Below are 17,942 nucleotides of genomic sequence, written 5' to 3' on the forward strand. Positions count from 1 at the left end.
AGGAGGAACGCCTAGCCGTGTTCGTGGCTGAAGAGGCTTACACCCCCGCGAAGCCTCGATTGACGAAGATCGGTGCCGCGCACAGCGCGCCCTGGCACAACTCATACCGCCGCGCCCTGATCGTCACGGACGTCCTCGTCGTCTGCCTGTCCCTCGTCGCCGCACAGTTCATCAGGCTCGGCGCGCCGGAGGCGATGCCGCCCGGGGCGTACTTCTGGGTGTTCTCCTACTACTCGCTGCTGTCGATCATCGTCGCGGCGACGTGGCTGGCCTTGCTCGCGGCCTACCGCACCCGCTCACCTCGGATCGTCGGCGCCGGCGTCGAGGAGTATCGCCGCGTCTTCTCCGCGACGCTGGCAACCGTCGGCGTGATCGCCGTCGGGCTGATGATCTTTCGCCCGGAGTACGCCCGCGGCTATCTCGCGGTCGCCCTTCCGCTCGGTCTGCTCGCGCTGCTGGCCAGCCGTAACTTGTGCCGTCGGCTGCTGGCGCGGAAACGTCGCCAGGGCAAGTGCGTGCAGACCGTTGTCGCCGTCGGTGACGCCCGCGCCGTGCGCAGTTTGGTGCAGTCGTTGGCGCGCGGCTGGTCGTACGGGTATGCGGTGGTCGGGGTGTGTCTGACCGGTCGCCCCGGCGGGGGCACCCTGGAAGTGCCCGGCGTCGGCGCGCTGCCGGTGTTCGGAAACGAACACCACCTGCACGACGCGATCCTCAAGACTGACGCCGACACCGTCGCGCTGACCACCACCGATCACTTCGGCCCCGCAGGGATACGCGAGTTGTCGTGGGAAATGGACAAACTCGGTGTCGACCTGGTGGTTTCGCCGGGTGTCGTCGATGTCGCGGGCCCGCGGCTGACGATGCGGCCGGTGGCCGGGTTGCCGTTGATCCACGTCGAGAAGCCGCAGTACAGCGGAACCAAGAAACTGCAGAAGCGGGCCTTCGACCTCTGTGTGTCGATCACCGTGCTGACCGGCGCGCTGCCCGTGATGCTGCTGGCCGCGCTGGCCATCAAACTGACCAGCAGGGGCCCGGTGTTGTACCGCTCCGAGCGGATCGGACTGGACGGCCGGCCGTTCGAGATGCTCAAGTTCCGCACCATGGTGGACGGCGCGGACAAAGAGGTCGACCGGCTACTCGACGTCAACGATAGCGTCGGCGGCGTGCTGTTTAAGATCCGCGAGGACCCGCGGGTGACTCCGGTGGGCAAGTTCCTGCGCCGCTACAGCATCGATGAGCTGCCGCAGTTCATCAATGTGCTGCGCCGCGATATGAGCGTGGTCGGGCCGCGTCCGCCGTTGCGCCGGGAGGTCGACACCTACACCGACCAGGTGCGCCGTCGACTGTTGGTGCTGCCGGGTATCACCGGGCTGTGGCAGGTCAGCGGACGCTCGGATCTGTGTTGGGAGGACTCGGTGCGCCTGGACCTGTCCTACGTCGAGAACTGGTCGATCACCAGTGACCTGCTGATCGCGGCCAAGACCATCCGCACCGTCGCGGCGGGCACCGGCGCGTACTGACCGTCTGCTGACGGTGCCGCCAGCTATCCCGAATGCGAAAGACCTCCGACAGGTGATCGAGTCAGCCAGCAACCATCAACTGAGTCGGCCGACGCACAAATTGTGATGTCACTTCGGAACGCCTCCGCAAAAGATTTCATCTTGCGCAATGGGTGGGGTTCGTCCGAGACGATCGATCATGAAAATGTGGTGCGCGGCCGTTGCGATGTTCGCGGAATGTGATTCTCACCGGGCTCCGCCGCGGCCCACCGATGCGGCTGCCCTAGGTTTGGGTGGCGGTGTGGGCGCGACGACAACGCTAGGAGGCTCATGTCTAGCCAACGCAGCGGCACGACCCGCACAGTGGTGGTGACCGTCGCCGTCGCGCTGGTGGTCGCGGTGGTGGGCGTGTTGGCCATCGTGCCACTTCAACCGATCGCCACGACGCTTGCCCTGAAGTTCCTCAACCAGTTCCCGTCATCGGGCGGGCCGCCGGTGCCGGTCGAGTCGGCCGACACCAGTGGCGGCGGGCCCGGTTCCCTGGTGACCGCCACCACGATGCCCGGCGTCACCCGCACCGTGGAAGGCCGCCAGCTGCGGGCGGCCCGGGTGGTCTACCGGTCCACCTCCGGCGACACCGGAGCACCGACCGTGGTGTCGGGTTCGGTGTTCACATCCAAGGAGGCCCCGCCCGAGGGTGGATGGCCGGTGGTCGCGTTCGGACACGGCACGTTGGGCATCGACCCGCAGTGCGCACCGTCGCTGTCGCCCAACCTGCACAACCTCGTCCATGTGGTGCGGGTGCTCACCCAGCGGGGATATGCCGTCGCGCTGCCCGACTACCAGGGCCTCGGGGTCAAGGGCACCCACCCGTATTCGGACGCCCGCACGGCGGGACGCAACATGATCGACGCGGTGCGCGCGCTGCGGCACACGTTCGGGGACGTGTCCGAGAACTGGTCGGCGCTGGGCGACTCCCAGGGCGGCGGCGCGGCGTGGGCGGCCAACGAACAGGCCCGCGACTACGCACCGGAACTCCTGCTCGTCGGCGCCGTGGCGTCATCGCCTGCCGCCGACATCTCGGGGCTCGTGACGAAGGCCGAACACGGCACCCTGACCACCGAACAGCGGCCCGTCATGCAGGCGGTGGTCGAGTCCCTGGCACGGCTACATCCCGACCTCGACCGTGACGACTACCGCGGGTTCGAAGCCGCACGGCACTGGGAGGAGCTTTCGGACTGCAGCCAGGAAAACGCCTACGCCCGCGCGGCGGCGATCCAGCGGATCGGCCCGCGGGAGTTCACCCCGCGCACCCCGGAGGCCGCCCAGCGATTGCGCCGGCTGCTCGACGACTGGGCGCTGCCCCAGCAACCGCTGTCGGCGCCGCTGTACGTGTTCTACGGCGGCAATGATCCGTTCATCGACGCCGAATGGACCCGCTCGGCGATCGAGGAGGCGTGCGCGCTCGGCGGGACGGTGACCATCGAATTCGACCCCGACGGCGGCCACAACCCCGCCAACGCACTGCAGATGCTCGACTGGATGTCCGACCGCTTCGCAGGAAGGCCCGCACCCAATGACTGCTGACCGGGTTCCGCTCGACGAGGCGGCGTTGCGGCACAACGTCATCGGTGCCTCGCCGCTGTGGCGTCGCATCGACGTGGTGGCCGAAACCGGCTCCACCAATGCCGATCTGATCGCGCGCGCGCAGCGCGGCGAGGCCGTCGACGGCGCCGTGCTGGTCGCCGAGAACCAGACCGCCGGCCGCGGCAGGCAGGGCCGCAGCTGGTCGGCGGTGCCGTACGCGCAGATCACCGTGTCGGTCGGCGTCGACGCCGCCGCGGTACCCAGCCAGGCGTGGGGATGGCTGCCGCTGGCCACCGGGGTAGCGATCGTCGACGCGGTCGCCGACACCGGCGTGCAGGCCGGCCTGAAGTGGCCCAACGACGTGCTGGCCGGCGGCGGCAAGCTCGCGGGCATCCTCGCCGAGGTGGCCGCCGCTTCGCAGGCCGTGGTGGTCGGTATCGGGCTCAACGTCTCGCTGACCGGCGCCGAGATCGGGGTGCCCGGGGTCACCTCGCTCGTCGAACTCGGTGGGCCGGCCCCGGACCGTCAGCAACTGCTGCAGCGGGTGCTGCACGAACTGGGCCGTCGCTTCGAGGCCTGGCGCCGGCACGGCGGCGCCGACCCCGCGCTGATCGCCGACTACCGCGCACGCAGCCTGACCCTCGGCACGCCCGTGCGGGCGATGCTGCCGGGTGGTCAGGAGATCGTCGGCGTCGCCCGCGACATCGACGAGCAGGGCAGGCTCGACATCGATACCGACGGTGCCCTGACGAAGGTGTCGGCAGGCGACATCGTGCACCTGCGTCCCGCCCCGTAGCGATTTCGGTGCGCGAACGATCGCTGGGCGATGGTTAGCGCACCCAAATCGCCTTAAAGTGCTCGGCATGGGATATCCCGACAACGTGCTGGCCGCCGACGAACAGGTGGTGCTGCACCGCCACCCGCACTGGAAGCGGCTGATCGGCCCGATCCTGATGCTGCTGGTGGCCACCGCGCTGGCAGCGTTCGGCGCGGGTTACGTCAACCAGACGGGATGGGATCCCACCGCCCGCAACGTCGTGCTCATCGTCATCGCGGCGATCTGGTTGGTGATCGTCGGCTGGCTTTCGCTCTGGCCATTCCTGAGCTGGTGGACAACGCATTTCGTCATCACCGACCGGCGGGTGATGTTCCGCCACGGCGTGCTGACGCGCGCGGGTATCGACATCCCGCTGGCCAGGATCAACAGCGTCGAGTACCGGCACGGGCTATTGGACCGGGTGGTGCGTACCGGCACGCTGATCATCGAGTCAGCGTCGCAGGATCCGCTTGAGTTCTACGACATCCCCCGGGTGGAGCGCGTGCACTCGCTGCTGTATCACGAAGTCTTCGACACGCTGGGCTCAGAGGAATCGTCGAGTTGAGCCAGCCGCCGGGCCCGCCGGTTGGGGCGGCGCAGCGGCGTGACGTTCCCATTGCGCGAGCCGTTGCGCTGCACCTGCTCGACGTGGTCTTCCAGCGCTTCGGCGATACCGCCGATGGTGAGCGATTCCAGGGCCTTGTCGGGGTTGCGGCCGAACTCGTCGGGGAAGACCCAGCGGCGGAAGGCCCAGAACCGGAACCCCATCTGCAGCAGGTTGCCGATGATGTAGGCGGCGATGAAGTCGGCGATGTTCTCCACCGTCAGGCTGACCTCGGGCACCCGCAACATCAACACGTAGCTGGAGAAATACAGCGGGGCCATGGACAGCAGCACCCCGACGCCGCTGACCCCGAAGAACATCAGCGCCTCGTGGTGGCGTTCCCGCCCGCCCCGGTCGCGGAAGCTCCATTCCCGGTTGAGGATGTATGACGCGATCACCGCGACGATGCCCGCGATGATCTTGGCCGTGACGGGTTTGGGCTCCAGCACGGTCAGCTTGAGCGTGTAAAAGACCGAGGTGTCGATGACGAACGTTGTCGCGCCCACGATGGCGAACTTGATCAGTTCGTGATGCCGTTCCAGGTACGGCCGAACCACGCGGGGCAGCCGCGCGATCGTGGCATCGGTAAAGGACACAAAGAGGCAGTCTACGGAAATCACCCAGCCAGCGCGTAGCCGCGCAGGTGGTCGGCCTAAAGGCAGCCGAGGCGGCCGATCGTGGCCATGACACCATAAAGGCGTGTCGCGAACCCCGAGCGGGCCCCCGCTGGTGACCATGATCGGCGGCGGGCAACTGGCCAGGATGACCCATCAGGCCGCTATCGCGCTGGGTCAGACGCTGCGGATACTGGCGGTCACCGCCGAGGACCCGGCCGCGCAGGTCAGCCCCGATGTGGTGATCGGCGCCCACACCGACCTCGACGCGCTGCGCCGCGCGGCCGCAGGGGCCGACGCGCTGACCTTCGACCACGAGCACGTGCCGACCGAGCTGCTCGAGAAGCTGGTGGCCGACGGGGTCAACGTGGCACCGCCGCCGTCGGCGCTGATCCACGCACAGGACAAGCTGGTGATGCGGCGGCGGCTGGCGGCCCTGGATGCGCCGGTGCCGCGGTTCGCAGCCGTCACCGAGCCCGCCGACGTCGACGCGTTCGCCGCCCGGGTCGACGGCCCGATCGTGGTGAAGGCCGTCCGCGGCGGCTACGACGGCCGCGGTGTGACGCTGGCGCGCGACCTGGCCGAGGCGCGCGACGCGGCCGCGCGGCACCTGGCCGACGGCGCAGAAGTGCTCGTCGAGGAGCGGGTCGAGATGCGGCGCGAGCTGGCCGCCCTCGTCGCGCGGTCGCCGTTCGGGCAGGGTGCGGCATGGCCGGTGGTGCAGACCGTGCAGCGCGACGGCATCTGCGTCGAGGCGGTCGCCCCGGCCCCCAAGCTCAGCGACGAACTGTCCACCGCGGCGACACGACTGGGTCTGCGGCTGGCCGAAGCGCTCGGCGTGGTCGGGGTGTTGGCCGTCGAACTGTTCGAGACCGTCGAGGGCACGCTGCTCGTCAACGAACTCGCGATGCGACCGCACAACTCCGGGCACTGGACCATCGACGGCGCCCGCACCAGCCAGTTCGAACAACACCTACGCGCGGTTCTCGATTACCCGCTCGGCGACACCGGCCCCATCGCGCCGGTCACCGTGATGGCCAATGTCCTTGGCGCCCAACAGAAACCGGAGATGGGCATGGATGAGCGGCTGCATCACCTCTTCGCGCGGCTGCCCGAGGCCAAGGTGCACCTCTACGGCAAGGACGAGCGGCCCGGCCGAAAGATCGGCCACGTCAACATCATCGGCGCGCCGGACGGTTCGGTGGACGACGACGGGTACGTCGCCGATGTGCGAGAACGCGCCGGCCGTGCGGCGCACTGGTTGTCACATGCGGAATGGACAGACGGATGGGATCCACATGAGTAGTGCTCCTGCGCCGCGCGTCGGCGTCATCATGGGCAGCGACAGCGACTGGCCCGTGATGGAGGACGCCGCAGCGGCCCTTGCCGAATTCGACATCCCGTTCGAGGTCGGCGTCGTCTCCGCGCACCGCACCCCGGCCCGCATGCTCGACTACGCCCAGAGCGCGGCAGGCCGAGGGATCGAGGTGATCATCGCCGGCGCCGGGGGTGCGGCGCATCTGCCCGGCATGGTGGCCTCGGCGACGTCGTTGCCGGTGATCGGCGTCCCGGTGCCGCTGGCCAAGCTCGACGGCCTCGACTCGCTGCTGTCGATCGTGCAGATGCCCGCGGGCGTGCCGGTGGCCACCGTGTCAATCGGCGGCGCCCGTAACGCGGGGTTGCTGGCGGTGCGCATTCTCGGGGCTTGCGACGCGGCGCTGCGTGCGCGGGTCGAGCAGTTCCAGGCGCAGCTACACGACACCGTGTTGCGCAAGGACGCAGCGCTGCGCGAACGCCTCCTCGGGCAGTAGGCTCCAACCCGATGGAGCGCAATTTCGCACGGTACCGGGCTGTCGGGCACCGGGTGGTCACCGGATTCTTAGAGCCTGAGGTCCTGTTGCTGCTCGACGGGTTGAACTCAGCGCAGCGCGCCAAACAGGTGTCGGGCGCGGTGGCCGAAATCGGCGTGCACCACGGCAAGCTGTTCATCGGGTTGCGGTTGCTGCAGCGTCCCGGGGAGAAGTCGGTCGCCATCGACATCTTCGGCGATCAGGACCTCAACGTCGACGGATCCGGACACGGCGACCTGACCAAGTTCGTCAACAACGTGAACCTGTGGTCGTCGATGGACGACGTCGTGATCCACCAGGGTGATTCGACGAAGCTGTCGCCGCAGACGCTGCGGGACCTGGCCGGCGGCAACATCCGGTTTTTCAGCGTGGACGGCGGCCACACCGACGAGATCGTGTACTCCGACATGAAACTCGCCGAGGCCACGCTCGCCGACGGCGGCATCGTCATCGCCGACGACGTGTTCAACCAGCAGTGGCCCGGCGTCGCGGTCGGCACGCTGCGCTACCTGCTGGACTCCGGTGGGCTGGCCCCGTTTTTGATCGGGTTCAACAAGGTCTTCTTCGCCCAGCCCGACTACTGCGGGCTGTACCGGGCCGAGGTGGAGTCCGCGGTCGGTGGCAAGCTGCGCCTGGCGACCGGCGCGTCGGTGTTCGCCGGGCACGACGTGGGCCTGGTCGCCCCGCGGGGTCCGGTGGATCTGCTGCGGCGCAGCGCGATCATCCGGTCGCTGTATCACCGCACGTACCGTGAAATGGTGCGCGGCCTGCAGATCGTCTCGGGTCGCGGCGGATCGGCCCACTGAGCATGACGCCGTCCCGCACGGGTAAAGTTACCCGCGAGTAGCAAGGAGTCTGTGATGGCGATTGGCAACCCGTCTTTCGACACTTTCATGCTGTCCGACGAGCACAACGAGCTGCGGTCGGTGCTTCGTGACCTGTGCGAGAAAGCGATCGCACCGCACGCCGCAGACGTCGACGAGAAAGCGCGCTACACCGATGAGGCGCTGGCGGCGCTGACCGGTTCGGGGATGGCGGCCATCCACATCCCCGAAGAGTACGGCGGCCAAGGCGGTGATTCGGTGGCGGCGTGCATCGTCATCGAAGAGGTGGCGCGGGTGTGCGCGTCCTCGTCGCTGATCCCGATCTGCAACAAGCTGGGCACGATGGGTTTGCTGCTGCGCGGCAGCGAGGAACTCAAAAAGCAGGTGCTGCCGTCGATCGCCGCCGGCGATGCGGTCGCCTCCTACGCCCTGTCCGAACGTGAGGCGGGCAGCGACGCGGCGTCGATGCGGACGCGGGCGCGCCGCGAGGGCGACGAGTGGGTGCTCAACGGCGCCAAGTGCTGGATCTCCAACGGCGGCCAATCGACGTGGTACACGGTGATGGCGGTGACAGATCCGGACAAGGGCGCCAACGGCATCTCGGCGTTCGTCATCCATAAGGACGATCCCGGGTTCTCGGTGGGCGCCAAGGAAAAGAAGATGGGCATCAAGGGATCGCCCACCACCGAACTGTATTTCGAGGATTGCCGGATCCCCGCCGACCGGATCATCGGCGATGAGGGCACCGGTTTCAAGACGGCGCTGGCCACCTTGGACCACACTCGCCCGACGATCGGGGCCCAAGCCGTCGGCATCGCCCAGGGCGCACTGGACGCCTCCATCGAATACGTCAAGGAGCGCAAGCAGTTCGGCAAGCGCATCGCCGACTTCCAGGCGGTGCAGTTCATGCTGGCCGATATGGCGATGAAGATCGAGGCGGCCCGGCTGATGGTCTACACCGCCGCAGCGCGCGCCGAACGCGGTGAGCCCAACCTCGGGTTCATCTCCTCGGCGTCGAAATGTTTTGCCTCCGACGTCGCGATGGAGGTCACTACCGACGCGGTCCAGTTGTTCGGCGGCTACGGCTACACCACCGACTTCCCCGTCGAACGAATGATGCGCGACGCCAAGATCACCCAGATCTACGAGGGCACCAACCAGATTCAGCGCGTGGTGATGTCCCGCGCCCTGCTGAAGTAGGTGTGGGCGCCCTCGCTCTCAGACGTACTCGATGAAGGTGGCCATTCCCGCCTCGAGGTGATACGTGTTGTGGCAGTGGGTGATCCACCGACCGGGGTTGTCCGTGTCGAAGTCGATCTCGACGGTGCGCAGCGGCGCCACCAGCACGGTGTCCTTGCGGGCCAACGGAGTCGAGCCGGGACCCATCACCTGGAACGTGTGCCCGTGTAAGTGCATCGGGTGAAACATCTTCGACTCGTTGACGTAGCGGATGCGCACCCGCTGGCCGGGGCGCACCGGGTAACCGTCGTTGGGCGGATCGTATTGCCTGCCGTTGATCGTCCAGTTGTAGCCGTTCACCGGCCCGGCCAGGCGCATGTCGATGCTCTGGTCGACGGGGCCACCGGGCAGGTTCAGGTCGGGCGGGGCGCTCAGCGTCGCGGTGTCCAGCGGGGCCTGCATGCGCAGCGCGGCGACGTAGTCGTCGGTGTTGACGGCGCTCGCTGCGCCGCCGACGCGCATGTTCAATTGCGCGTAGCCGTCTTTGCGGTACGCCGCCGCGATCACCGGCACCGACGCCTGCAGCGTGACGATCGCATCGACCCGCTCACCCATTCCGAGGATCACCGAGTCGGTGTCGACCGGCTCCACCGCGAACCCGTCGGTGGCGATCACGTGCAGCCGGTGGTTGGGCACCCCGACCTGAAATGCCGTGTCCGAGCCCGCGTTGATGACCCGCAGCCGGATACGTTGCCCGGCACGGTAGTCCACGACCTGCGGATCGGTGGTGACCCGCCCGTTGATGAGGTAGTACGGGTAAGTGACGTCGCCGCCGTCGTCGCCGAGCGGCGTCGACGGCGTGATGCCCGCGTCGGGCAGTTCCGGCATCGCGGGCATCCCCGCCTTCCTCAGCTCGGCCAGCACCTGGTCCGGGTCGCGGCCGGTGCCGTCGACCCAATCATCAAGTACCACAACGAGTTCGTCGTCGTAGTCGGCACCGTCGGCGGGGTCTTCGACAACCAAGGGGCCGTAGAGGCCACGGTCGAGTTGTGTGCCTTCGTGGGAGTGATACCAGTAGGTGCCGGCATCGGGCACGACGAACTCGTAGGTGAAGTCACCGCCGGGCGCCACCGCGGGCTGGGTCAGCACCGGCACGCCGTCCATGTCGTTGGGGATCGCCAGGCCGTGCCAGTGGATGGTGGTGGGAGCGGGCAGCTTATTGGTCAGTTGCGCGCGCAGCCGCTCGCCCTTGCGCAGGCGGATCTCCGGGCCCGGCAGCCGGTCACCGTACGCCCAGGTCCGCACCTGAACGCCGCCGAGGTCGACGTCGGTCTGCACAGGTGTGAACGCGATATCGAAGCCTGGCGTGGCTGCCGCCTCCTGGGCCGCCGCCGGCTCGGCGGTACGCGTCGAGCACGCGCCGACCACACCGGCCGCCAAGCCGGCCGACAGCACGAGAAAGCCGCGCCTGTCGAGCACGGGTCCAGCGTGGCACCACAACGCGGCCGTCGCTTGCGAAATCGCAAATTAATCGGCCCGTCAGCCTCTGGTGACCTTCTCCATCTGTTTGCGCCGCTCGAGCGCAGCGGGATCCGGGTTGGCCACCTGCACCAGGGACGCGCCCACCGCGAACGGCGCCAGCAGGTGTTCGATGAGCGCGTCGGCGGTGTCCCAGGACGCGCTGGAAAGCACCCGGTCCTGCGCGGTCAATCCTTGTGCATCCGCCGACGTCCGGGCGTCGGCGAGCACGTCGGCGACCGAGTGGCCGTCCAACGCCGGACCCGGGCTGGGCTCGGGGACGATCTGGTCGCCGTGCACCCGCACCGCGGTGGCGTAATCGGTCACGCCGATCGGAAGGTCATCGACCGGCTTACCGAACGGGTCCAGTGACAGCACCGCGACCTCGCCGACTCCGACGGCGGCGTCCGCGTCGGACAGCCGGTCCTCGGTGCACAGCGCGACGTCGGCCTCGCCTGCCCCCAACACCACTTCCGCGCCGATCCACCAGATCCCGAACAGCACCGCGGCGCTCTGCCAGTGCGCGGGCAACAAGACCGCGACCCGGCTGCCCGGTCCAGCGCCCAGCTCGTCGCGCAACAGGTTGCCGGTCTTGGCGGCCCAATTAACCAGTGTGGCCGTTGACAATTCGATGCGCTCACCGGTGGCGTCGTCGTAGTAGGTGATGCGCGGACCCGCCGGGTCGGCCGCCATCAGCGGATCCAGGATCGCCGAACTGACCGTCGACACGGCTAGTTGACGCACTGCGGGTCGTCGGAGCCCGCGGTGATGATCTGCGGCGGGGGCGGGGTGCCGTCGGTCGAGGCGGTCGATCCGACGGCGAGCGCGTCGACCGAGGTCAGCGTCGGGTCGGTGCCGTCCAGACCCGAACCGGGGCCGGTGTAATCGTCGGCCAACACCACCCGCACCGTGCCGGGCGGCACCGAGCGGTCTTCGACGACCGCAAGCCCACCCAGATCGGCGGCGACCGCCTGGGCGCCGAGGTCGTCGTCGGCGGCGGCCTGCACCTGGCTGCTGGACACCGCCTCGCCTTCGTGGTTCCCGGTGATGCCGCGGGCGAATCCCTTGTTGGCCAGCACTTGTGACACCGCGGCGGCCAACCCGTTGACATCGGTGGCGTTGAGCACGTCGACGGTGGTCTTGTCCGGTGTGTACGCCAGCTCTTCGGTCTTGCCTTCGTCCTGTTCGGTCAGCAGGCCGGCCACCCACTCCTTGACCGCGGCCGGATCCACCCGGACCACACTCTGCATACCGTCGTCGCTCCAGCCGTTCTCCTGCAGCCATGGGATGGTCGCGAACGCGACGTTACCGGCGGCGAGGTTCTGCAGATGCTGGGCGAATTCCATGACGTCCCAACCGTCGGACAACACGACCGAACGCTGGACGGCCTCCTGTAACCGGTTCAGCGTCGCGGGGCTGGACAGTGTCTTACCGGAGATCACCTTGTGGGCGAGCGAGGCCATCACCGCCTGCTGGCGGGTGACCCGGTCGAGGTCACCGCGCGGGAGATCGTGGCGCTGCCGGACAAAGCTCAACGCCTGTGGGCCGTTGAGCGTCTGCCAGCCCTCCGGGAAGTCGGCACCCGAAAGCGGTTCGTACACCGCTTCTTTCAAGCACACCTCGACACCGCCGAGGGCATCGGTGATCAGCGAGAAGCCCAGCAGCCCGATCTCGGCGTAGTGGTCGACGGTGACACCGGTCAGGTTTGCGACGGTTTTGATCAGCGCCTCGCGGCCGGCTTCGGCGGCCATCGGCTCGGCCACGGCCGGATCCATGCCCTTTTCTTCGACGAGGTCCTTCATCCGCTCCAGGTGGACCGAGCCGTACACGCCGTTGATCTTCATCTTGGCCACCCCGGGCGCCTCCACGTACGAGTCGCGGGGGATCGAGATCGCCGTGGCGGACTTACCGTTGTTGGGCACCCGCACCAAGATGATCGTATCGGTGTTGGTGGCCTCATCATCGCCGGCCCGCAGCATCGCCAGTTCTTCCTGCGACAACGGGTTGCCGTGGGCGTCGGTGCGGCTGTCCATGCCGACCAGCAGGATGTCGATCGCGCCGTCCTCGCCGCCCCCGCCGAGCGCGACCGGGGAGATCTGGTTGATACCGGCTTCAAACGAGCGAATCTTGCCCCAGGCGGCGCCCGTGCTGATCAAGACCAACAGCGCCGCCGACACGGCGATGACACGAATCGTGCGCGCGGGCATCAGCCCAGGCTACGTGCGCATCGCCCAGATCCCGGGTAGCGCGCGTCGGCGTGCCAGAGTCGTGACCTCGGCTCAGCGCAACTCGGCCCCACTCGCTAGCTGCGGCGGCGACGCCGCGTGGGGCGGCGTCCTGGCAGGTCAGCGCCGCTCGGCGGGCGATGTGGTGGCGCCGACGGCGCCGCGGTGTGACATCGGCGACAGCGCGGCCCGTCGGGGCGGCGACGCGCTGACTTCGACGCGCGGTCGGGCACGGTTAACCTCTACGCCGTGAGTGACGAACTGGCAGGAGTCGCGTGAGCGACAATTTGGTGGTCGTCACGGTGACGTATTCACCGGGACCCCACCTCGACCGGTTTCTGGCGTCGCTGGCGCATGCCACCGACCGGCCGGTGACGGTCATCATGGCCGACAACGGCTCCACCGACGGTGCTCCCGAAGAAGCGCTGCAGCGCTACCCCAACGTGCGCCTGCTGCCCACCGGCGCCAACCTCGGCTACGGCAGCGCGGTGAACCGTGCCGTCAGCGAGTATCTGAAAGGTACTGCGGCGGCGTCGGACTGCTCCGACCTTTTTGTGGTCGCCAACCCCGACGTGCAATGGGGTCCGCGCAGCATCGACATCCTGCTGGAGGCCGCGGCGCGGTGGCCGCGCGCCGGTGCGCTTGGCCCGCTGATCCGCGACCCCGACGGCTCGGTGTACCCCTCGGCACGCCACCAACCGAGCCTGATCCGCGGCGGCATGCACGCGGTCGTCGGCCCGGTGTGGCGGTCGAACCCGTGGACGGCCGCCTATCGCCAGGAGCGGCTCGAGCCCAGCGAACGCCCGGTCGGTTGGCTGTCGGGCTCGTGCCTGTTGCTGAGGAAAGCGGCATTCGACGAGATCTCGGGCTTCGACGAGCGCTATTTCATGTACATGGAGGACGTCGACCTGGGTGATCGCCTCGGACGGGCCGGCTGGCAGAACGTCTACGTGCCGGCCGCCGAGGTTTTGCACGACAAGGGCCACGCGGCCGGCCGGGACCCGGCCCGCAACTTGGCCGCCCACCACACCAGCACCTACACTTTTCTCGCGGATCGGTATCCGAAGTGGTGGCAGAGTCCGCTGCGGTGGACCATCAGGGGGGCCCTCGCGGCGCGTGGGGGGTTGGTGGTACGCAATTCTCAGCGCAACCGCGGGAAAGGACGGCGTTAGCGTGAATCCGGCAGAGGTAGACGCCGTCGTACTGGTCGGTGGGCTCGGCACGCGGCTGCGGCCGCTGACGCTCTCGGCGCCCAAGCCGATGTTGCCCACGGCAGGCCTGCCGTTTCTGACCCACCTGTTGTCCCGGATCGCCGACGCCGGCATCGAACACGTCGTGCTGGGCACCTCATACAAGGCCGCGGTCTTCGAGACCGCGTTCGGCGACGGCTCCAAGCTGGGCCTGCAGATCGATTACGTCGTCGAAGATGAACCGTTGGGCACCGGGGGCGGCATCGCCAACGTGGCGTCGAAGCTGCGCCATGACACCGCGCTGGTGTTCAACGGCGACGTGCTGTCGGGCGCGGATCTGCGCGCGCTGCTGGACAGCCACGAAGAGAACAACGCCGACGTCACCCTGCACCTGGTGCGTGTCGGTGATCCCCGCGCGTTCGGCTGCGTGCCGACCGACGCCGACGGACGGGTCACCGCGTTTTTGGAGAAGACGCAGGATCCGCCGACCGATCAGATCAACGCTGGCTGCTATGTGTTCAAACGTGAGGTGATCGAGCGCATCCCGAAGGGGCGGGCGCTTTCGGTGGAGCGGGAAGTCTTTCCCGGGCTGTTGGCGGACGGCCTGCGGGTGTGCGGTTACGTCGACGCCACCTACTGGCGCGACATGGGCACCCCCGAGGACTTCGTGCGCGGCTCGGCCGACCTGGTGCGCGGCATCGCCCCGTCGCCCGCCCTCGGCGCGCCCCGCGGCGAAGACCTCGTGCACGACGGCGCGAGCGTGGCCCCCGGCGCGCTGCTGATCGGCGGCACGGTCGTGGGCCGCGGCGCGGAGATCGCCGGCGGCGCCCGTCTCGACGGTGCGGTGATCTTCGACGGCGCCAAGGTCGGCGCAGGTGCGGTGATCGAACGCTCGATCATCGGCTTCGGCGCCCGCATCGGCCCCCGGGCGCTGATCCGTGACGGCGTGATCGGCGACGGCGCCGACATCGGTGCGCGCTGCGAGTTGTTGCGCGGCGCGCGGGTGTGGCCGGGGGTTGCGATCCCCGACGGCGGCATCCGCTTCTCCACCGACGTCTAGAACATGCGATTTCGGCGCGCTAACGCCCCGTGACGGTACGTTTTCGCGCCGAAGTCACCAATTGCGTCAGGCCGAAGTCGCAGTCGACGGGCAGCGCGTCCAACGGCCACCAGCGCAGATCCAACGACTCGTCGCTACAAGCGATTTCGGCGCCCGCCGGCGCGTGCACGACGAACTGCATGTCGAGGTGACGCGTCGGCACACCCAACGAACACGTCACCGGGTGCACGTGCAGCGCGGCCAGTGCGGGGTCGATCTGCAGCCCGTCGATGCCGGACTCCTCGGCGGCCTCCCGCAGCGCGGCGGCCACGATCGTGGAATCGGAGGGCTCACAGTGTCCACCCGGTTGCAGCCAGCGGCCGACCCGCGGATGCAGGGTCAGCAGCGCATGGGTTTTGGTGTGGTCGAGCACCAGCGCCGATCCGGTGATGTGGCCGGGCACGCACTCGCGTAGGCAACCGTCCGGCCGCGCGGCCAGAAACGCCAGCACCGCGTGGCGCAGCGTGTCCTGGCCGGGATCGGGCGCGTGCCAACGTTTCAGAGTTTCGACCGCCGAAGCATGCAGGCTCACTTGCGCACCAGCAGAGCGTCGGTGGGTACCAAATCACGGGGTGCGACAGCGGCCAAGCCTTCTTCCGGGTAACCGATCGCGATGGCGCCCAACGGGTCCCAATCCTCTGGTAGGTCGAGCGCGTCGCGCACCAGGTCGGCCGCGAAGATCGTCGAACCGATCCAGCAACTACCCACCCCGCGCACCGCGAGCGCGACCAGCAGCCCCTGCACCGCCGCTCCGACCGCGACGGTGAACATAGTGTGTTCGGCCGCCGTGCGCGCGGCATCTGGATAGCTGTGCGCACCGTCGGGAACCAGAAACGGGATCACGACTTCGGGTGCGTCATACAGGATCTGGCCGCGGGCGACCCGGCGCTCGACGGCGTCCTCGGGTCGGCCGTCGGCGCGCAGGTCCTCGCGCCACTTGTCCTTCATCCGGTCCAACAGCGCAACCCGCCGGGCGCGGTCCTGCAACCAGACGAACCGCACCGGACGGGTGTGGTGGGGTGCCGGGGCGGTGAGTGCTTCGCCGACGGCGGCCTCGATGACGCCGGCGGCGACGGGTTCGTCGGTGAAGCGGCGCACCGACCGGCGTAGCAGCTGAGCCTGGGAGCGGCCGAGCGCGATCGCCTCCTCGGTGCCCAACCAGAACAGGTCTTCCTCGCCGGGCCGCAGCAGGGCGCGGGCGGTGGATGCGTCGTCGGGCAGCGACAACCCGCGCACCACCGCGACCGGAATATCGGTCAGCTTGCCCTTCACCAGATCGGCGGCTGCGGCGATTTCGTCGGCGACCGCGATCTCGGTGACGATCAGGTCGTTGCCGTGCCGGTCCCGCGACCCGGCGTAGCCGTGTAGCACGGTGAGGCCCGCGGCGCCGATCGCGGCATCAATCTGGCCGTTGCGCCATGCCCGGCCCATGGTGTCGGTGACCACGACGCCGACGGTGACACCGAGGCGGTCACGCAGTTCGGTGCGCAGGGCCGCCGCGCTGCCGTCGGGGTCGACGGGTAGCAGCGCCAACTCGGTCGACCCGACGTTGGAGCCGTCCACGCCGGCGGCCGCCTGGACGAGCCCCAACGCGTTCTCGGTGATCAGGGTGCGCCCCTTGCGGGCCAGGACCCGCACGGCCTCGGTATCGATCAGCTTGCGGCGCAACGCATCACGCTCGTCGGGGTCAGACGGTGCTGCGACGATACGGCCTTCGCACTTGGAGATCACCTTGCTGGTGACGACGACGACGTCGTTATCGCGCAACCAGGGTGCCGCCGTCGCGATCGCCGCCGCCAGGTTGTCACCGGGCCGGAACTGCGGCAGCCCCAGCACGGGGAGCAGTTCGACGGCGGCTGCCGATCCGTGTTCGGTCACGGTTTCACACCGGCCAGATCCAGCCCGGCACGCACCATTTCGGCTGTGGTCGCCGGATCCTTCATCAGCAGCGGCACCGCCCGCACCTCGACGCCGTCGATCGCGGCGGAGTCACCTTCGTGCACCAGCCAGCCGTCGAGGATGCCGACTCCCGAACGGGCGCCGTAGTGTTGGCCGATCGCCTCGGAGGTGCTCTGCACCCCGATCACCGACAGGCATTCGTCGGCCATGCCGCGCAACGGTTTCCCGCCGATGACGGGCGAGTAGCCGATCACCCGCGCCGGGGTGGAGCGCAGTGCGGCGCGGATGCCGGGTACGGCCAGGATCGCGCCGATGCTGACCACCGGGTTGGACGGCGCCAGCAGCACGACGTCCGCCGTCGCAATCGCCTCGGCGACACCCGGGCCGGCGGTGGCGGCATCGGCGCCGACGAACGCGAAACTGTGCGTGGGCACCTGCGCGCGGTAGCGCACCCACCACTCCTGAAAGTGAATGGCGCGCTTCTCGCCGTCGCTGGGATCGGTGATGACAACGTGGGTTTCGCTGCGGTCGTCGGTCACCGGCAGCAGACGCGCTCCGGGTGACCACCGCTTGCACAGCGCCTCGGTGACTTGAGACAGCGGATAACCGGCCCGCAGCATCTGGGTGCGCACCAGATGGGTGGCCAGGTCGCGATCGCCCAACCCGAACCAGTCCGGCTGTACGCCGTAGGCGGCGAGTTCCTCCTTGGCGTGCCAGGTTTCGTTGCGATGGCCCCAGCCGCGGTCCGGGTCGATGCCGCCGCCGAGGGTGTACATGCAGGTGTCGAGGTCCGGGCAGATCCGCACACCGAACATCCATGCGTCGTCTCCGATGTTGACGATCGCCGTCAACTCGTTGGTCGAGTCGTCACCGAACTGGCCCAGCCCGAGAAGATGCTGCACGCCTAACAGGAACCGCGCACCGCCGACCCCGCCGACCAGAACCGTGACCTTCACATCGAACGAGAGTAGGCCGTCGCGGCCGAGGCGGTTCGCGCAGGAGCACTGCAATGGGGCGGGTGTGACAGACACGCCGAT

At 68.6% G+C, this 17,942-nt stretch carries 17 protein-coding genes; 10 read left to right on the forward strand and 7 right to left on the reverse strand.

Going from position 1 to position 17,942, the window contains the following annotated elements; translation table 11 throughout:
• Positions 1-59 precede the first annotated feature (59 nt).
• From ABQE44_RS05690 to ABQE44_RS05705, 4 genes are all read left to right on the forward strand, one after another.
• The gene (locus ABQE44_RS05690; protein WP_448428681.1) at positions 60-1,520 is read left to right on the forward strand and encodes a sugar transferase; all 1,461 of its coding nucleotides are present in this window, start codon (positions 60-62) and stop codon (positions 1,518-1,520) included.
• 309 nt (positions 1,521-1,829) lie between these two features.
• Complete coding sequence (locus ABQE44_RS05695) at positions 1,830-3,086, forward strand: lipase family protein (RefSeq protein ID WP_448428683.1); 1,257 nt, start codon at positions 1,830-1,832, stop codon at positions 3,084-3,086.
• A complete protein-coding gene (locus tag ABQE44_RS05700; protein WP_448393075.1) occupies positions 3,076-3,882 on the forward strand; it encodes a biotin--[acetyl-CoA-carboxylase] ligase in 807 nt (268 codons plus the stop codon). The genes ABQE44_RS05695 and ABQE44_RS05700 overlap by 11 nt, the downstream gene beginning before the upstream one ends.
• Positions 3,883-3,949: 67 nt before the next feature.
• On the forward strand, positions 3,950-4,468 hold the full coding sequence (locus ABQE44_RS05705; protein WP_448393076.1) for a PH domain-containing protein: 519 nt from the start codon (positions 3,950-3,952) through the stop codon (positions 4,466-4,468).
• Here ABQE44_RS05705 and ABQE44_RS05710 read toward each other — a convergent pair.
• Positions 4,423-5,103: a GtrA family protein gene (locus ABQE44_RS05710; protein WP_448393077.1), complete on the reverse strand. Its 681-nt coding sequence runs from the start codon at positions 5,101-5,103 to the stop codon at positions 4,423-4,425. The two genes, ABQE44_RS05705 and ABQE44_RS05710, sit on opposite strands and share 46 nt — an antisense overlap.
• 103 nt (positions 5,104-5,206) lie before the next feature.
• On the opposite strand from ABQE44_RS05710, the gene ABQE44_RS05715 reads away from it, so the two are divergent.
• The 4 genes from ABQE44_RS05715 to ABQE44_RS05730 are packed head-to-tail and all read left to right on the forward strand — an operon-like array spanning position 5,207 to position 8,995.
• Positions 5,207-6,427: a 5-(carboxyamino)imidazole ribonucleotide synthase gene (locus ABQE44_RS05715; protein ID WP_448393078.1), complete on the forward strand. Its 1,221-nt coding sequence runs from the start codon at positions 5,207-5,209 to the stop codon at positions 6,425-6,427.
• A complete protein-coding gene (purE, locus tag ABQE44_RS05720; protein ID WP_448393079.1) occupies positions 6,420-6,932 on the forward strand; it encodes a 5-(carboxyamino)imidazole ribonucleotide mutase in 513 nt (170 codons plus the stop codon). Before ABQE44_RS05715 ends, purE begins: the two co-directional genes overlap by 8 nt.
• 11 nt (positions 6,933-6,943) lie before the next feature.
• Positions 6,944-7,777, forward strand: coding sequence for a class I SAM-dependent methyltransferase (locus ABQE44_RS05725; protein WP_448428685.1), 834 nt, complete (start codon positions 6,944-6,946; stop codon positions 7,775-7,777).
• A gap of 54 nt (positions 7,778-7,831) precedes the next feature.
• A complete protein-coding gene (locus ABQE44_RS05730) occupies positions 7,832-8,995 on the forward strand; it encodes an acyl-CoA dehydrogenase (protein ID WP_448393081.1) in 1,164 nt (387 codons plus the stop codon).
• A gap of 18 nt (positions 8,996-9,013) precedes the next feature.
• Here the strand turns inward: ABQE44_RS05730 and ABQE44_RS05735 are convergent, their stop codons facing one another.
• The 3 genes from ABQE44_RS05735 to ABQE44_RS05745 are packed head-to-tail and all read right to left on the reverse strand — an operon-like array spanning position 9,014 to position 12,699.
• Complete coding sequence (locus tag ABQE44_RS05735) at positions 9,014-10,453, reverse strand: multicopper oxidase family protein (RefSeq protein ID WP_448393082.1); 1,440 nt, start codon at positions 10,451-10,453, stop codon at positions 9,014-9,016.
• Positions 10,454-10,513: 60 nt separating this feature from the next.
• On the reverse strand, positions 10,514-11,221 hold the full coding sequence (locus tag ABQE44_RS05740; protein ID WP_448428794.1) for a TIGR03089 family protein: 708 nt from the start codon (positions 11,219-11,221) through the stop codon (positions 10,514-10,516).
• Positions 11,222-11,223: 2 nt separating this feature from the next.
• A complete protein-coding gene (locus ABQE44_RS05745; protein WP_448428687.1) occupies positions 11,224-12,699 on the reverse strand; it encodes an LCP family protein in 1,476 nt (491 codons plus the stop codon).
• A 293-nt stretch (positions 12,700-12,992) separates the two neighbouring features.
• On the opposite strand from ABQE44_RS05745, the gene ABQE44_RS05750 reads away from it, so the two are divergent.
• Together ABQE44_RS05750 and ABQE44_RS05755 are read left to right on the forward strand one after the other, a co-directional pair.
• Positions 12,993-13,889: a glycosyltransferase family 2 protein gene (locus tag ABQE44_RS05750; protein ID WP_448428689.1), complete on the forward strand. Its 897-nt coding sequence runs from the start codon at positions 12,993-12,995 to the stop codon at positions 13,887-13,889.
• A gap of 1 nt (position 13,890) precedes the next feature.
• On the forward strand, positions 13,891-14,967 hold the full coding sequence (locus ABQE44_RS05755; RefSeq protein ID WP_448393085.1) for a mannose-1-phosphate guanylyltransferase ManB: 1,077 nt from the start codon (positions 13,891-13,893) through the stop codon (positions 14,965-14,967).
• 19 nt (positions 14,968-14,986) lie between these two features.
• Here the strand turns inward: ABQE44_RS05755 and ABQE44_RS05760 are convergent, their stop codons facing one another.
• The 3 genes from ABQE44_RS05760 to cofD are packed head-to-tail and all read right to left on the reverse strand — an operon-like array spanning position 14,987 to position 17,861.
• A complete protein-coding gene (locus tag ABQE44_RS05760; protein WP_448428691.1) occupies positions 14,987-15,538 on the reverse strand; it encodes an NUDIX domain-containing protein in 552 nt (183 codons plus the stop codon).
• Positions 15,535-16,884: a coenzyme F420-0:L-glutamate ligase gene (locus tag ABQE44_RS05765; RefSeq protein WP_448393087.1), complete on the reverse strand. Its 1,350-nt coding sequence runs from the start codon at positions 16,882-16,884 to the stop codon at positions 15,535-15,537. The genes ABQE44_RS05760 and ABQE44_RS05765 overlap by 4 nt, the downstream gene beginning before the upstream one ends.
• Positions 16,881-17,861 carry a 2-phospho-L-lactate transferase gene (gene cofD, locus ABQE44_RS05770; RefSeq protein ID WP_448393088.1) on the reverse strand — a complete coding sequence of 327 codons (981 nt, stop codon included), beginning with the start codon at positions 17,859-17,861 and terminating at the stop codon, positions 16,881-16,883. Before cofD ends, ABQE44_RS05765 begins: the two co-directional genes overlap by 4 nt.
• Between the last annotated feature and the right edge of the window lie 81 nt (positions 17,862-17,942).

It is taken from the genome of Mycolicibacterium sp. XJ2546 (assembly GCF_053483195.1).

Coding starts and splice junctions, on each gene's coding strand:
- ABQE44_RS05695 (WP_448428683.1), top strand. CDS start 1,830: ATGTCTAGCCAACGCAGCGGCACGACCCGCACAGTGGTGGTGACCGTC.
- ABQE44_RS05700 (WP_448393075.1), top strand. CDS start 3,076: ATGACTGCTGACCGGGTTCCGCTCGACGAGGCGGCGTTGCGGCACAAC.
- ABQE44_RS05705 (WP_448393076.1), top strand. CDS start 3,950: ATGGGATATCCCGACAACGTGCTGGCCGCCGACGAACAGGTGGTGCTG.
- purE (WP_448393079.1), top strand. CDS start 6,420: ATGAGTAGTGCTCCTGCGCCGCGCGTCGGCGTCATCATGGGCAGCGAC.
- ABQE44_RS05725 (WP_448428685.1), top strand. CDS start 6,944: ATGGAGCGCAATTTCGCACGGTACCGGGCTGTCGGGCACCGGGTGGTC.
- ABQE44_RS05730 (WP_448393081.1), top strand. CDS start 7,832: ATGGCGATTGGCAACCCGTCTTTCGACACTTTCATGCTGTCCGACGAG.
- ABQE44_RS05745 (WP_448428687.1), bottom strand. CDS start 12,699: ATGCCCGCGCGCACGATTCGTGTCATCGCCGTGTCGGCGGCGCTGTTG.